This is a genomic window from Legionella israelensis (assembly GCF_004571175.1).
Classification (GTDB): domain Bacteria; phylum Pseudomonadota; class Gammaproteobacteria; order Legionellales; family Legionellaceae; genus Legionella_D; species Legionella_D israelensis.
Genome location: NZ_CP038273.1, coordinates 2,081,811 through 2,095,181, shown reverse-complemented (window position 1 = coordinate 2,095,181; position 13,371 = coordinate 2,081,811). Strand labels below are relative to the sequence as shown.

The window sequence follows — 13,371 nt, the reverse complement described above, 5'->3', positions numbered from 1 at the left end:
TCATTTTTTTATTTAAACACATAATTCTCTTAAAATGAATGAGTTTTTACCGGGAATTTGTTCTTACTGGAATATAAAAAATCAATTCTCATAAAAGGGAAAAGATAAAGTAAACAAAGTATATTCCCCTTCCTTGGCTTCACAATGAATATTTCCGCCAAATCGATACATGACCAGTTTGCAAAAAGACAGGCCAATGCCTGTACCGGTGAATTTTGTGGTATAAAAATGATCAAACAGTTTCGCCTGTTGCTGATCCGTCATGCCTTTTGCCGTGTCTTTAAAAAAAAGATACTGCCATTTTGCCCCTTGTTTCGTCCAGATGCGAATATCCCCTTTCTGCACCATCGCTATTGCATATAATGCATTTTTAATTAAATTAAACAAGACATGCTGCATGAGTAATTTTGATCCCTTAAAATAAAAATCACCCTGCCAGCTGACCAGATTACTTTCTTTCAGGGACTTAAACGGGTATCTTGAAATGGCTTCTTTAATACAATCTGCCATGGAACACAACTCCAAAGTACAGTTTTGTAATGTATTTTCACGACCGACATTAACCAGCAGCATATCTATAATGGTATTTGCATAATTAATTTCGCTGATAATACGAAGGCTAACCTGCTCCAGCTGGTTAAGACGCCGCTCCTTAAATGCCCGGTTGATAAGCCCGTGTTCTTTCGCTTCCTGATAACCTTTAATTAATTGCGGTGCATGTTTTGCCAGTGCCTGCGCACCGCTTTTTATGCCGAGCAAAGGTGTTCTCAGTTCATGAGCAATCATTCCCGCTGCCGCGGCCATGCCGGCAAGGCGCTGTTGCTGCAACATCGCTGTTTTATAATTAAAGGTGGTTCCAGCAATAATGACGAACAATAGAATTAAAAGCATTTCAATATGCTCAGCGCCGAAATAAAGCGGTGTCGCCAGTAAAAAGTAGAAAAAAAGCGCTATTCCCCAGCCAAGAAGCAAGATAACCAACAGGCTTAACAAATCAACCACTAACACCAGTAAAAAAACACTGCATAATAAAAACATGGCGGATATCACCGAGGCCTTGCTCATCAGGAAAGAAAAGGCAAAAAAGAAGGATAAAGTGTAGACTAAAGTAACAAACCAATACCAGGGAAGATAACGCTTCATTGTGACAGGCCAATAAGGCGTTAAAATCAATCCCAGTCCCAGTAAACTACTAAGCAGGCGCAAAAATAAATTTTCATAAGGTTGCGGAAACCATTCCGTCCAGACCCAATAAAAAAGGATAAAGCCAAAAAAGGCAATGGTTCCCACAGCCACCAGTTGATGTGAAGCACTGGCAAGACTGCGCTGCATGGATTCTTCAAGATAGTGTATTATTTTTATTCTCATCCTTTTTTTCATCCATTACATTGAATGTCATTATCCTCGTAAAAATCTATCCAGCTTAATTTTGCAATCTTTGGGAAAAAACTTTTTTTCAAGTTACATCAAATACGATGGTGCTGAAAAGTTACTCCTGAAAAAACTCACGAGTAATTCATGTTACACAGCACAGTATTTTCCCTGACCCCTGAAAATGATATCATGACACAACAAAATCTAAGGTGTTAATCTTTTTATGACACGACGAACATTGCATATTGCCACACGCAAAAGTCCTCTAGCCCTTTGGCAAGCCAATCATGTTCGCGAACAGCTACTGTCTCACTGGCCGGAATTAACCATTGAACTGCTACCCATGAGCACTTCTGGTGATACCTTCAATAAAGACAAATTACTAGCCATGGGAGGCAAAGGACTTTTTATCAAGGAACTTGAAGAAGCACTTCTGGATAAAAAAGCTGATCTTGCCGTCCATTCTATGAAAGACGTTCCAGCTGAATTTCCCAATGGGCTGGCTTTAAAGGCAATTTGCAAAAGAGGCGATCCTCATGATGCCTTGATCTCAATTCGTCATGACCAACTCAAGTCCTTGCCAAAAGGAGCCATCATTGGAACCTCGAGTCTAAGGCGGCAATCACAGTTGTTGGCATTACGTCCAGATTTAAACATTCAATTTCTGCGTGGCAACATCAATACCCGCCTAAAAAAACTACATGAAGGAAAATATGATGCCATTATATTGGCTGTAGCAGGGCTTGAACGTATGAAGTTGCAATATTTAATCAGTGAAATCCTTTCTGATGATGTGCTTCTTCCAGCTTGCGGGCAAGGCGCCTTGGGCATAGAGTGTCGAAAGGATGATCCCGAATTGCATCAACTGATAGCACCCTTAAATGATCCTGTTTCTTCTTTATGTGTACAGGCAGAACGTCAGGTTAACGCCAGGCTGGGTGGTAACTGCCATATTCCTGTGGCTGTTTATTGTCGAATGAAAAACACCAGTGATATCATTATACGCAGTAAAGTCTCCAGCGAAAATGGCCAAACCGTTCTTACTGCACAAGAAGAGGGACCAAAGGAGATGACCATGGAACTTGCTGAGCGATGTGCCCAGTCTCTCATTGACCAGGGGGCCAATCAATTGTTGAAATTAAATCCATGATGAATTTGCCTCTGCAGGGATTAAAAGTACTGAATACTCGACCGCTTAGCGCGGCGAAAGAGTTAAGTATGGCCATCAAGGCAGCGGGCGGTATCGCTCTGAATTGTCCTGCTCTTCTTATTAAACCTGTAAAAACAAATAAATTACGCTTCATACAAACTTTACATGACATTCGTATTGCTGTATTTATCAGCGCCAACGCTGTTCACTTTGGTTTAAAACAACTGAAGGAAAGAAACATCTCCTGGCCAGCTTCTATTGAAGTCATTGCTATTGGAAAGAAAACGGCCTTTGCACTGAGAAAACATCATATTCACGTGTCTTGCCAACCTGAAATCTCGGATAGTGAACATTTAATACAACTATCCATTTTACAAGACATAAGAAATCAATCTATCTTGTTGTTTAAAGGCAAAAATGGCCGTACGCTTATAGAACAAACACTGATTGACCGCGGCGCAAAACTCACCGTGGCCGAAGTTTATAAGCGGGGAATGCCTCCATACAACAAATCGAAAATTGATTTCATATGGCATGACAATACCATAGATATTATACTGTTCACTAGTGAGCAGGCAATGCATAATCTGTTTAAGATGTTTGGAAGGGAAGCTTATCAATGGCTTTGCGATAAACCATGCCTTGTTATCAGTGAGCGACTTGCAAAATCGGCAACGAGACTTGGTATCAAACACATCCTTATAAGCACGCCTGAAACTGTTTTTGATACACTATGTCATTACAATCAAGGATTAATTCATGGCCAACAGCAATGAACCACAACAAAAAAAGAACGAAACAGACCATCAATCTGGTAAAAAACCTAAACAAAAGGCTTCAGCTTCTCCTATCCGCAAAGACCCGATACATTTGCTCTCTCTCCTATCTTTGCTTATAGCCATTATTGCCATTGCGACAGCTATATATGTTCTGCAGGTTAATAAACAATTGCATCAGGATTTTGACCAGCAAAAAAACACCATGGATACCCGTCTGTCTAAATTAAGAACGCAGCAATCCTCTATACAAGATCATCTTAAAGCAACAGGTAAAAGTTTAAAGCAGGCCAAGGAGGAAATTAAAGAGCGCATGGATAATGTAAACCAGCAATTTAAGCTCACTATGGAGCAACAGTTGTATGAAAATCAAGACTGGATGTTATTGAAGGCCCGCTATTACATAGAATTGGCGCAAATCAATGCTCACTGGAGTGACAATGTATCAACAACCGTAGCCTTACTTAAACAGGCAGACATGATTTTAAGCCATATAAACACAAGTGAAGTCTTTAATATCAGACAAGCCATTGCCCGTGAAATCGCTCAATTAAAATCAAAACCAAAAATTGATGTAGCAGGCCTGCTGAGTCAGTTAGACGCTGCCCAGCAAACCGTCAGAAAATTACCTCTTGCCCTTACAGAAAAAAAATTGACTGAGGCCACCAATCATCAGAATGCAAGTAATGAGACACCCAGGACTTGGCGAAAACGCTTACAGGATAGTGTCAGCTTACTGGAAAAACTGGTCGTGATTCGAAGACATGACGAAGACATCAAACCCTTGCTCTCTCCATTGTATGTTGCGGTAATTAAAGAAACGATCCGGCTGAATTTACAGGAGGTTCAATGGGCTGTACTTAATAATAATCATCAAGTCTATCAAATCGCATTAAATCAAGCCATTGAAAATATAAAACGTCATTTTGATACCAGTGCGACAATAACCAGCCACTTAATACAGCAATTGAATCAACTCAAAAATATTAATCTCAATCAAAAAACGATAAACATCAATGAATCACTTCCTTTATTAAATAACTTCATTGCCCACAAAAAAGACACAAAAGTAAACTCTCAGACTGACAGTAGAGGAGAATCCTCACAATGATGCGTATTTTATTTATTTTTTTACTTTTATTCGCCTCAGGATGGCTAGGGGTTCAACTCAGCAAAGATCCGGGTTACATTATGATTGCCATTCAGCATTGGACCATTGAAACCACACTATGGATAGGGGTCGTCGCTGCTTTGTTATTTTTCTTTCTGCTATATTTCCTGATTCACTTAACGGTCAAGCTTTTTAACATCCCTGCTCGTTGGCGCAACTGGCTTAACAAGCGACGAATACGCAAAGCTCGCGCCACCACAAGTCAGGGTTTGATCGAATACAGCGAAGGATATTGGCAAAAAGCAAAGCATCATCTGATAAAAGCATTGCCTAATACTGATACACCACTTCTTAACTATTTAACCGCTGCCCGTGCCGCTCAGAAAATGGGGGATAATCAGCTACGGGATCATTATTTGCGTGAAGCCCAGCAATCCATGCCAGAAGCAAAAATTGCCGTTGAACTGACACAGGCAGAACTTCAGCTTGCCAATCAACAATGGGAGCAGGCTTTAGCTACGTTAAAACATTTGCAGGATTTAGCTCCCAGTCATCCTTATGTCCTTAAACTTCTCATGAATTTATACAAAGAAGTGCGCGATTGGCCTCAGCTTATTTCCCTCTTACCGGAATTAAAAAAACATCAGGTGATTTCCCAAAATGAATATGAAAAATTAAGATTAGACGTTTACTATCAGGAAATAAAGGATCGGACAAAATCAAATCATCCGCAAGCCCTTGAAGAATTTATGAAACACCTCCCCAAACCACTCTACTTTCATCCCAAGTTAAATGCGCAATACGCTCGATTTCTACTGCAACAGAACCGACATGAACAGGCGGAAAAAGTACTTCGCCAATGTCTGCGAAAAGAGGTTTATGAGGAATTATTTGTATTGTATGGATTATGTGAACAGAATACAGAACAACAGTTGGCATTTGCTGAATCCATGCTCAAAAAAGCTCCACATTCAGCCACCTTATATCTTTGTCTCGGGCGTCTCGCTCTGAAAAGCCAGCTTTGGGGAAAGGCAAAAAACTATCTGCAGCGAAGCATTGAATTACATCCTGTTCCTGAAAATCATGCTGAGTTGGGCAAGCTTTATGAACAACTGAATGAGCCATTCAAAGCAAGTCACTGTTATAAGCAAGGGCTGGAGCTGGCTATTGAATAACATTCATGGGAATCACTAATGTGTATTACAATACTCAGAACATAATCTTTGGTCTTGCTCAACTTGCAAGGTGATATGATGAATATCATGATGAAGTTTGAGTTGTTGAATCAGCTCGTTTCTTGCTTCATCCGTTAAGGGAACTTCAGGCATGTAAAGATGTACAGAAAGAGCATTTTCCATGGTACTTAATGCCCAGATGTGCAGATCATGAAGTCCTTCTACACCTGGTACAGCAAGCAATTGATCGCGAACCGCTTCTAAGGACACTGAGCGGGGAACTGCATCCACAATTAGTCGGAGGCTGTCTGTAAATAAAGCCCATGTCCCTTTTATAATGACAAAAGCAATGATTAAGGCTACTGCTGGATCAAGCCATAACCATCCGGTTAAATACATCAAAAATGCCGAAACAACCACACCAGCAGAAATCAAGGCATCATAAAATAAATGTAAAAAGGCTCCTCGTATATTCAGATCTTCCGAGCCATGCATAAAAAGTGCGGCTGTGGCTCCATTTATCACTATACCTATTCCGGCTACGATCATAACGGATAAGGCATGAATGCTTTCAGGGGAAAAAAACTTATACATGGCCTCGGTGGCAATAATTCCACAAGTAAAAACAAGCAGCACCCCATTCGCTAAAGCTGCAAGTATGGAGGTTTTTTTCATGCCATAAGTGGCGCTTGCTGTTGGCTGGCGCTTCATTAATACAGTAGCAACCCAAGCCAATACCAGGCTTAAAACATCACCGAGATTATGGAAGGCATCGGCCAGTAAACTGGTAGAATTAGCCCATATGGCGAAAATAATCTGAAACACAACAAACAATCCATTGGCCACAATGGATATAATAAAAGCTGCATTATAATTCTGCACGTGCTCATGGCCATGGCGGTGCTCATGATGAGTCGTGCTTTGACTTTTACGATGTTGTGCCATTGTTGTCCTTGTTATCATCATGAAGAATGTTTTCCTCATAATAATAATTATGACCTATCTTGATTCGATCACGATTGTTCTGCTTGCGCCATAAATTGGTGTCTCTTAATGAATAAACGCAGCCGCAATATTCCTGTTTATAAAAATTCTCACGTTTGGCAATTTCATACATTCTTCCTGAGCCACCGCTCTTACGCCAATTGTATGTCCAGTAAACCAAATCAGGGTATCGGCTTGCTGCACGAATACCGCAATCGTTGATTTGCTCCATATTTTTCCAGCGTGAAATCCCCAAAGAGCTGCTGATTACCGGAAAGCCATGCTCATAAGCATATAAAGCCGTTCGCTCAAATCGCATGTCAAAACACATTGTACAACGCTTACCACGCTCTGGCTCCCATTCCATTCCCTTTGCTCGGGCAAACCAGTTATCCTTATCATAATCTGCATCGATAAAAGGGATGTGATGTTTTTGAGCAAACTTGATGTTTTCCTCTTTACGTATTTCATATTCTTGTATGGGATGAATATTGGGGTTATAGAAAAAAATGGAGAAATCAATTTCTGAGAAAAGCAAGGCCTCCATCACTTCCCCTGAACAAGGGGCGCAGCATGAGTGTAAAAGTAATTTATCAGCTTCATTGGGTAATGAAAGTTTGATTCGTTCAGTCATTCTGTGTGTCACCTTCTAAACGTATAAAATGTTGGCGATAATAAATCAATTCATCGATAGAGTCTTTAATATCATCTAAAGCCAAATGTTTGGATTCTTTAGTCAGTCCACTCATTAGTTGCGGCCTCCATCGTTTGACCAGCTCTTTTAATGTGCTGACATCTAAATTTCTATAATGAAAAAAAGCCGCAAGTTCAGGCATGTAGCGGTATAAAAATCGTCTGTCTTGACAAATGCTATTGCCACACATGGGTGATTTGCCCTTATCAAGATGCTGACTTAAAAAATCAAGCGTCTTTTTTTCTGCTTCCTTCTCACCGACCTCACTTTCCTTAACCCGTTGTATCAAACCTGACTGCTGATGCTGGCGAGTATTCCATTCATCCATTTTGTCCAGCAGGGATTGAGGTTGAGAAATAGCAAAAACCGGGCCTTCAGCAATGATATTTAATTGAGCATCCGTGACGACTGTAGCAATTTCTATGATGCGGTCATGGTCAGGCTCAAGACCCGTCATTTCCAAATCGATCCAGATTAAATTTTGATTATTTTTCATTTTTCTTCCAGGATTTTTTAATAAAATCAACACAAGCAACCCTGCGCTGATGAAGTTGCTCTTGAATCGCTTTGCCTTGATAACCTTGTTCCACCAGGGTTTTTGCTGTTACTTTAGCACATTCTGTTCGTATATACTGCCAACTCGATGCCTGTTTGTAATCCACCTCTCGTCCACGCCCCTGAGCATCGGCTTCACAGGCAAGAAGTAATTGATCAAAACGAGCGATACGGCGAAAGGCATCGGTTTTTTCAAGTATTTTAACGATCGTGCTCGCATTCAATTCAAACAAGCGGTGAATGTTTAAATGGAATCGGGACGTCAGCACAGCCAGAGAACGATAGTCAGCTGGGATGCGTAAGCGCTCACATAATGCCTCAATGACGTCCACACCCTTTTCTTCATGACCGTGGTGCCTGGGCCATTCTTTCATGGGAATCAAAGCCTTGCCTAAATCATGAAGCAATGCCGCAAAGCGAACTAAAGGCTCCTTGGACAATTTTACTGCTGCCTGTAAAACCAGCAAGCTGTGTACACCCGTATCCACCTCTGGATGATGATGCGAAGGATTGGGAACACCAAATAAACGATCAATTTCTGGTAAAATTATTTTTAGCGCACCACACTCTCTCAGTGTATGGATAAACATTTCCGGATTGCGTTCATCCAGGCTGCGCTGCCATTCCTGCCAGACCCTTTCGGCCACTAAATGATTCAACTCTCCTGTTTTAACCATCCTATACATCAGTGAACGAGTCTCATTTGCTAAATGAAAACCTAAATGATGATAACGGGCCATAAAACGGGCAGTTCTGAGTACGCGTACCGGGTCCTCAGAAAAAGCTGGGGAAATATGTCGTAGATATTTGTTTTCCAGATCGCGTCTGCCATGATATGGATCAATTAAAAGATTGTTCTCATCCAGCGCCATGGCATTAATGGTTAAATCACGACGTTGTAAATCCTCTTCCAAGGTAACATCTGGACTATAATGACACTGAAATCCATAATAACCTGAGCCTGATTTACGTTCTGTTCTGGCCAATGCATATTCTTCACCTGTTTCTGGATGGATAAACACCGGAAAATCACGACCCACCTGCCGAAACCCCTTTTGTTTTAATTCTTCAGGTGTTGCCCCGACCACTACCCAGTCACGCTCTTTAACCGGATAACCCAGTAACTGATCGCGCACTGCTCCGCCTACTAAATATACTTTCATTAATCGCTGTTGTCCTTCATACTATTAAGATACTTGCATCTATAACTTTCAGAATCAATCGTTTAATTCTTTTTATGAGATAAAACGGAGATTATAGTATATTTTCTTACCATGAGTAAAAGACGCATCAGCAAACAACAATCACAGCGAATTGCCAGAAAACAGAAAGCTTATCAACAAAAAGAGCATATGGATCAGTCGGGATTGGCAGACGGACTGGTGATCAGTCGATTCGGCCGTCATGCTGAAATAGAAGTTGAGAACGGTTTACGAATTCATTGCTCCATTCGCCCTGATATCCAATCTTTGGTGGCAGGGGATCGCGTAGTCTGGCGTCCTGAGGGCCAAGGACAAGGTGCCATCGTCAGCTGCTACCCAAGACAATCTGTATTAATCAGGCCAGGTATTCGTGGAGATAAGGCTGTGGCTGCCAATATTACGCAGATGATTGTGGTTATTGCACCAAAACCTGAAATTTCATGGCCATTGCTTGACAGTTATTTAATCATGGCTGAAATTCTTCATCTCAACGCCTTAATATTATTGAATAAAACCGATTTACCCTGTCAGGCCATCCAACAACAGTTAATACAAGATTATCATCCACTGGGTTATCATCTGTTATTTGCTGGAGAACATCTGAAAACAGGACATCAGGCTCTCGAAGAAGCACTCAATCATGAAGTCAGTGTTTTTGTAGGGCAATCCGGAGTAGGAAAATCGTCCATCATCGCAAGCCTACTTCCTCATGAAAGTGCAATAGAAACACGAAGCATCTCAGAACATAAGGCACTTGGCCGACATACTACGTCCAGTTCCCGCTATTATCATTTAAAAGGAGGAGGAGCACTGATTGATTCTCCCGGAGTCAGGGAAATCAGTCTACTTTATCTTGAGCCTACCACCATTATTCAAGGGTACCGAGAATTTAAACCCTTTTTGGGGCTATGCAAATTCAGAAACTGCAATCACATCACATCAGTGGGCTGTGCCGTTAAAGAAGCGGTAGCTGAGCAAAATATATCACAGAGACGTTACGATAATTTTGTCAAATTATGCCAGCAATATGCAAAATACTAGAGCAGCAGGATTCATTGATATATAAATTGCTTATCATTGCTATACATTTCCCTCCAACATGGCACTGAAATAATCTGATTTATTTTCCCAGGATTCTTCTCTGGCTTGTGACGGTGTTAATATAGGACAGTCTAAACTTCTTAGATAATCCGTCATGTGAGAAATATCCTTATCGGTCAAATCCAGCTCTTCCTTATGTAAGGACTGTTTTAAGCGCATAATGAACTCGCAAAAATTTGAGGATGCACATATATCTATGCTCAATTGAGGAGGAAAGACAAAGGTTAATCTAGGCTTTTTATCCCATAAGAATAAGAAACGCTTGCCAGAATCCTGTTTGATTAAATTTAATCTGTTTTCAATGTAAGTTAAACATTGGAAAAAAAAATCTTTTTTAACGAATTCATATTGAAAATCAGCTAAAAGATCCATCCATTCTGATATTTCCGGGCTGGAGCCATTCAAATAATTTACAAATGCAATGTTGGCGCGTATGTATTTTTCCAGCGAAGAATGTTCCTGAGTACCAATTTTTATCAGCTCGTCAATTATATCATCGAGCTTTAATTGTTTATAAGAAGGATGTGTTCGCAGAAAAAATAAAAACTGTAAAATATGCTCTAATTCCAGTAATGAATATTTAAAATCCAAAGGCCGATTTTCCTTAACATTTAAACTCCACAGTTTTAGCGGATTTGAAGAACACAACCTTGATAATAATCCACCATTTTCCTCAATAAGCGGTTTAATATGCTCTTCCATGATCCTTGCATATATGAAACGGCTATTCCTGAAATCATTATTTTCAACCATTGGCAGGATCAAATCAAAGATGTGCTTAACTCTGTCATTCACCTTTCTATGAAGATCCCAAAACTCAATGTTTTTAAACACAAACGCCGGTAATGAGACTGTCAATAAAGAAATAAAAATAAGCAAGCATCTCTCCTTAGCTTCTTTTTGTGAGAGAACTTCATAATCACTGGGGATCAATTGAGCGCTGTTTTTACGCATGGTATCCACATCTACTTTTATGTTTTTTTCAAGCTCATTGGAAAATTTAAAATAAGGTGCATAGTCCATTACAAATTGAGCAAAATACAATGCGGCAGAGGTAATGCACTCATTGTCTTCAACTTCCTTCAAAAGATCTTTAAAGGTTTTCTCAACACCGTTATAGACAATACGTTGCTGATTTAAGGCTTCTTTTTCCACTGGATTTATTTTTGAGTAATACTCATAAAAACGCTGATATGCGATAGCAGATGTCCTGTATTCCTTTGCATTATATTCACCTAAATAAGATAAACCTTTAGAATAAAAACTACCGTTAACTAAAACTCTCACTTCCTCAAGCGTTTTTAGACTTACTGGAATCTGCATTTGTTCTTTTAACACACAACGATCATAGTAAGATATAAATTGTCGATCTGCGAAAGGAAGTCGTAATAATTCGATTTGGGTCAGAGACACCAGCTTTTCTTCCCGACAATAACGAAACGTACCATTGGTTTTATGATTGCAGACACAAACATCCAAAAGAATTAACTGTGTTTCATCTTCGCTTAATATAAAATGGGATAAGGGATAATCTGTGATAAGGCAGGAAAATACAGGTTCAACATCTTGTCTTAAAGTAGGCATGATAAAACGATAATAATTGGCGGGAATTTTTTTTGCGCCGGCCAGGTATTGAGCAAGTCGGATCCAGCTTTCATTCTCACCGAATGGCATTCTGGTATAATCTTTCTCGCTTGCTTTTATGCATGTCCAGCGCATGCTGTAAATTTCACTTAATTTCTGAATCAGCAACCCACTGATTTCACCAACTTCTTCAGCTATACACAGAAGTTCAGCAATTTTCTCTTTTATCAATTCGGATTCATTAGCATTAAGCTTGTTTACTAATTGCATAAACTTTTTTAAAGAAAAATACGGCCCCGTTTGTAACTTTTGATAAACAGACAGCAAACTCTTCTCTTCATGAAGCACATACGCAGGGTTAAACTGATTTAAGTATTGTCCAATGGTAAGAAAATGCTCTGCCAGGGTAAAATCTTTAGCATTATGAATATCAATCAGCAATTCAAGCATATATTTTTTTTGCTGTTTAAAGTTCAGGACAACACCATAAAAAGCATTGACGTCATCAATGGGACATTGCATCAGATGTTTAAGCCATGATAAAAATTGCTGTTTAAATTGAATAAAAGAAGCGGTTTTTGAGCAAGCATCAAAATAAAGTTTTATAAGCTCAAGGAAGGAAGGAAATAAATGAGCAGGTATTTCTCCTTTTGCTTGTAATTTTGGAAATAATTGCTTATTCAGATAAGCCCAGGCATTCTGATAACGCACCTTATTAATGAATAGAACGTTTTTAGTATTATGACTACGATGTATTCGTGCAAGCTCTTTAACAGTCACCGCTCTTAATTGCTTAAAATTAGAGGAATAAGTAGACAGTTGATCCTTTGCACGAATCAAATGCTTGATAAATCCGCTTAGTTCATAGACGGATTGATCGTCATCCCCCAGATATAAATGTGTAAAATCCGAAATATTTGCAAGTAATGAAAAGTTATTTGAATCCCGCGTGTTTTTTACTGTGGGACACAAGAGTTGAATGACGGTGAGAGAAGGATTTTCTTTGGTTAGCAACCTGGCAATACCAATCCAAATTTGATTGATGCCTTGCATGTTTTGCATATAATCGTACGGCGTATCTATAACCGTTTGCCAACGATCCTGAAAAATCAGCTTGACAATTTTTAAATCGTTTTTTGTAAACTTATCATCACCCATCCGATGAGCAAATTGATTCTGTAAACGGTCTACCAGCTTCTTATCAAAATTCTCAAGATCATTTGATTTTGCCAGTACCTCTACCAACTCCTGTATTTCTTTAATTAACATAATCTCTTATTAAGAGGCAAAATTCGGTCGATTTTACAGCAATAAAACACATAATACGAATAAAATCTTTCAATACAAGTATTTCTTCTTTGTCTTCACGAAAATATAAACACTCTTTCCTTGACTGGCGCTGAAAGAAAAGATAAGTCGAGAGTTTATTGTTTGGAGGGCTTCTGGTGGTATTTTAAATAAAAAAAGCGGCTTTTCGGCCGCTTTAAGGAAAAAAGCCCTGGCGATGACTTACTTTCGCATGGGGAGACCCCACACTATCATCAGCGCGTGTTTGTTTCACTACTGAGTTCGGAAAGGTATCAGGTGGTACCAAACAGCTATGGTCGCCAGGAAAACGGGTTATTCTGCCTTATTGAAGGCAGAAGGTAAAGATTGAATGGGTTT

Annotated in this window: 11 protein-coding genes and 1 rRNA gene; 5 read left to right on the top strand and 7 right to left on the bottom strand. The window is 39.7% G+C overall.

The annotated features are described in order from the left end of the window. Positions 1-81 precede the first annotated feature (81 nt). On the bottom strand, positions 82-1,368 hold the full coding sequence (locus tag E4T55_RS09525; RefSeq protein ID WP_065236026.1) for a sensor histidine kinase: 1,287 nt from the start codon (positions 1,366-1,368) through the stop codon (positions 82-84). A gap of 229 nt (positions 1,369-1,597) precedes the next feature. On the opposite strand from E4T55_RS09525, the gene hemC reads away from it, so the two are divergent. Genes hemC through E4T55_RS09505 form a run of 4 tightly spaced genes read left to right on the top strand, consistent with a single transcriptional unit; the run spans position 1,598 to position 5,586 of the window. Next, complete coding sequence (gene hemC, locus E4T55_RS09520) at positions 1,598-2,524, top strand: hydroxymethylbilane synthase (protein ID WP_058502765.1); 927 nt, start codon at positions 1,598-1,600, stop codon at positions 2,522-2,524. After that, complete coding sequence (locus tag E4T55_RS09515) at positions 2,521-3,300, top strand: uroporphyrinogen-III synthase (protein WP_223168260.1); 780 nt, start codon at positions 2,521-2,523, stop codon at positions 3,298-3,300. The genes hemC and E4T55_RS09515 overlap by 4 nt, the downstream gene beginning before the upstream one ends. Further along, positions 3,284-4,411, top strand: coding sequence for a uroporphyrinogen-III C-methyltransferase (locus E4T55_RS09510; RefSeq protein ID WP_058502766.1), 1,128 nt, complete (start codon positions 3,284-3,286; stop codon positions 4,409-4,411). The genes E4T55_RS09515 and E4T55_RS09510 overlap by 17 nt, the downstream gene beginning before the upstream one ends. Next, positions 4,408-5,586: a heme biosynthesis HemY N-terminal domain-containing protein gene (locus tag E4T55_RS09505; RefSeq protein WP_058502767.1), complete on the top strand. Its 1,179-nt coding sequence runs from the start codon at positions 4,408-4,410 to the stop codon at positions 5,584-5,586. Before E4T55_RS09510 ends, E4T55_RS09505 begins: the two co-directional genes overlap by 4 nt. A gap of 15 nt (positions 5,587-5,601) precedes the next feature. Here the strand turns inward: E4T55_RS09505 and E4T55_RS09500 are convergent, their stop codons facing one another. From E4T55_RS09500 to E4T55_RS09485, 4 genes are read right to left on the bottom strand one after another with little or no spacing between them, the layout of a single operon-like run. Next, positions 5,602-6,531, bottom strand: a complete 930-nt coding sequence (locus E4T55_RS09500; RefSeq protein ID WP_058502768.1) for a cation diffusion facilitator family transporter — start codon at positions 6,529-6,531, stop codon at positions 5,602-5,604. After that, entirely contained in the window at positions 6,515-7,204 is a 690-nt protein-coding gene (locus E4T55_RS09495; protein ID WP_058502769.1) for an epoxyqueuosine reductase QueH, read from the bottom strand. The genes E4T55_RS09500 and E4T55_RS09495 overlap by 17 nt, the downstream gene beginning before the upstream one ends. After that, positions 7,197-7,760, bottom strand: a complete 564-nt coding sequence (gene orn / locus E4T55_RS09490) for an oligoribonuclease (protein ID WP_058502975.1) — start codon at positions 7,758-7,760, stop codon at positions 7,197-7,199. Before orn ends, E4T55_RS09495 begins: the two co-directional genes overlap by 8 nt. Beyond that, on the bottom strand, positions 7,750-8,982 hold the full coding sequence (locus E4T55_RS09485) for a multifunctional CCA addition/repair protein (RefSeq protein WP_058502770.1): 1,233 nt from the start codon (positions 8,980-8,982) through the stop codon (positions 7,750-7,752). The genes orn and E4T55_RS09485 overlap by 11 nt, the downstream gene beginning before the upstream one ends. Before the next feature lie 111 nt (positions 8,983-9,093). On the opposite strand from E4T55_RS09485, the gene rsgA reads away from it, so the two are divergent. Beyond that, entirely contained in the window at positions 9,094-10,062 is a 969-nt protein-coding gene (gene rsgA, locus E4T55_RS09480) for a ribosome small subunit-dependent GTPase A (RefSeq protein WP_058502771.1), read from the top strand. A 39-nt stretch (positions 10,063-10,101) separates the two neighbouring features. Here the strand turns inward: rsgA and E4T55_RS09475 are convergent, their stop codons facing one another. Then, positions 10,102-12,975 carry a hypothetical protein gene (locus tag E4T55_RS09475; RefSeq protein WP_058502772.1) on the bottom strand — a complete coding sequence of 958 codons (2,874 nt, stop codon included), beginning with the start codon at positions 12,973-12,975 and terminating at the stop codon, positions 10,102-10,104. 227 nt (positions 12,976-13,202) lie between these two features. After that, a 5S ribosomal RNA gene (gene rrf, locus E4T55_RS09470) occupies positions 13,203-13,318 on the bottom strand. Between the last annotated feature and the right edge of the window lie 53 nt (positions 13,319-13,371).

Coding starts and splice junctions, on each gene's coding strand:
- E4T55_RS09525 (WP_065236026.1), bottom strand. CDS start 1,368: ATGAGAATAAAAATAATACACTATCTTGAAGAATCCATGCAGCGCAGT.
- hemC (WP_058502765.1), top strand. CDS start 1,598: ATGACACGACGAACATTGCATATTGCCACACGCAAAAGTCCTCTAGCC.
- E4T55_RS09515 (WP_223168260.1), top strand. CDS start 2,521: ATGATGAATTTGCCTCTGCAGGGATTAAAAGTACTGAATACTCGACCG.
- E4T55_RS09510 (WP_058502766.1), top strand. CDS start 3,284: ATGGCCAACAGCAATGAACCACAACAAAAAAAGAACGAAACAGACCAT.
- E4T55_RS09505 (WP_058502767.1), top strand. CDS start 4,408: ATGATGCGTATTTTATTTATTTTTTTACTTTTATTCGCCTCAGGATGG.
- E4T55_RS09500 (WP_058502768.1), bottom strand. CDS start 6,531: ATGGCACAACATCGTAAAAGTCAAAGCACGACTCATCATGAGCACCGC.
- E4T55_RS09495 (WP_058502769.1), bottom strand. CDS start 7,204: ATGACTGAACGAATCAAACTTTCATTACCCAATGAAGCTGATAAATTA.
- orn (WP_058502975.1), bottom strand. CDS start 7,760: ATGAAAAATAATCAAAATTTAATCTGGATCGATTTGGAAATGACGGGT.
- E4T55_RS09485 (WP_058502770.1), bottom strand. CDS start 8,982: ATGAAAGTATATTTAGTAGGCGGAGCAGTGCGCGATCAGTTACTGGGT.
- rsgA (WP_058502771.1), top strand. CDS start 9,094: ATGAGTAAAAGACGCATCAGCAAACAACAATCACAGCGAATTGCCAGA.
- E4T55_RS09475 (WP_058502772.1), bottom strand. CDS start 12,975: ATGTTAATTAAAGAAATACAGGAGTTGGTAGAGGTACTGGCAAAATCA.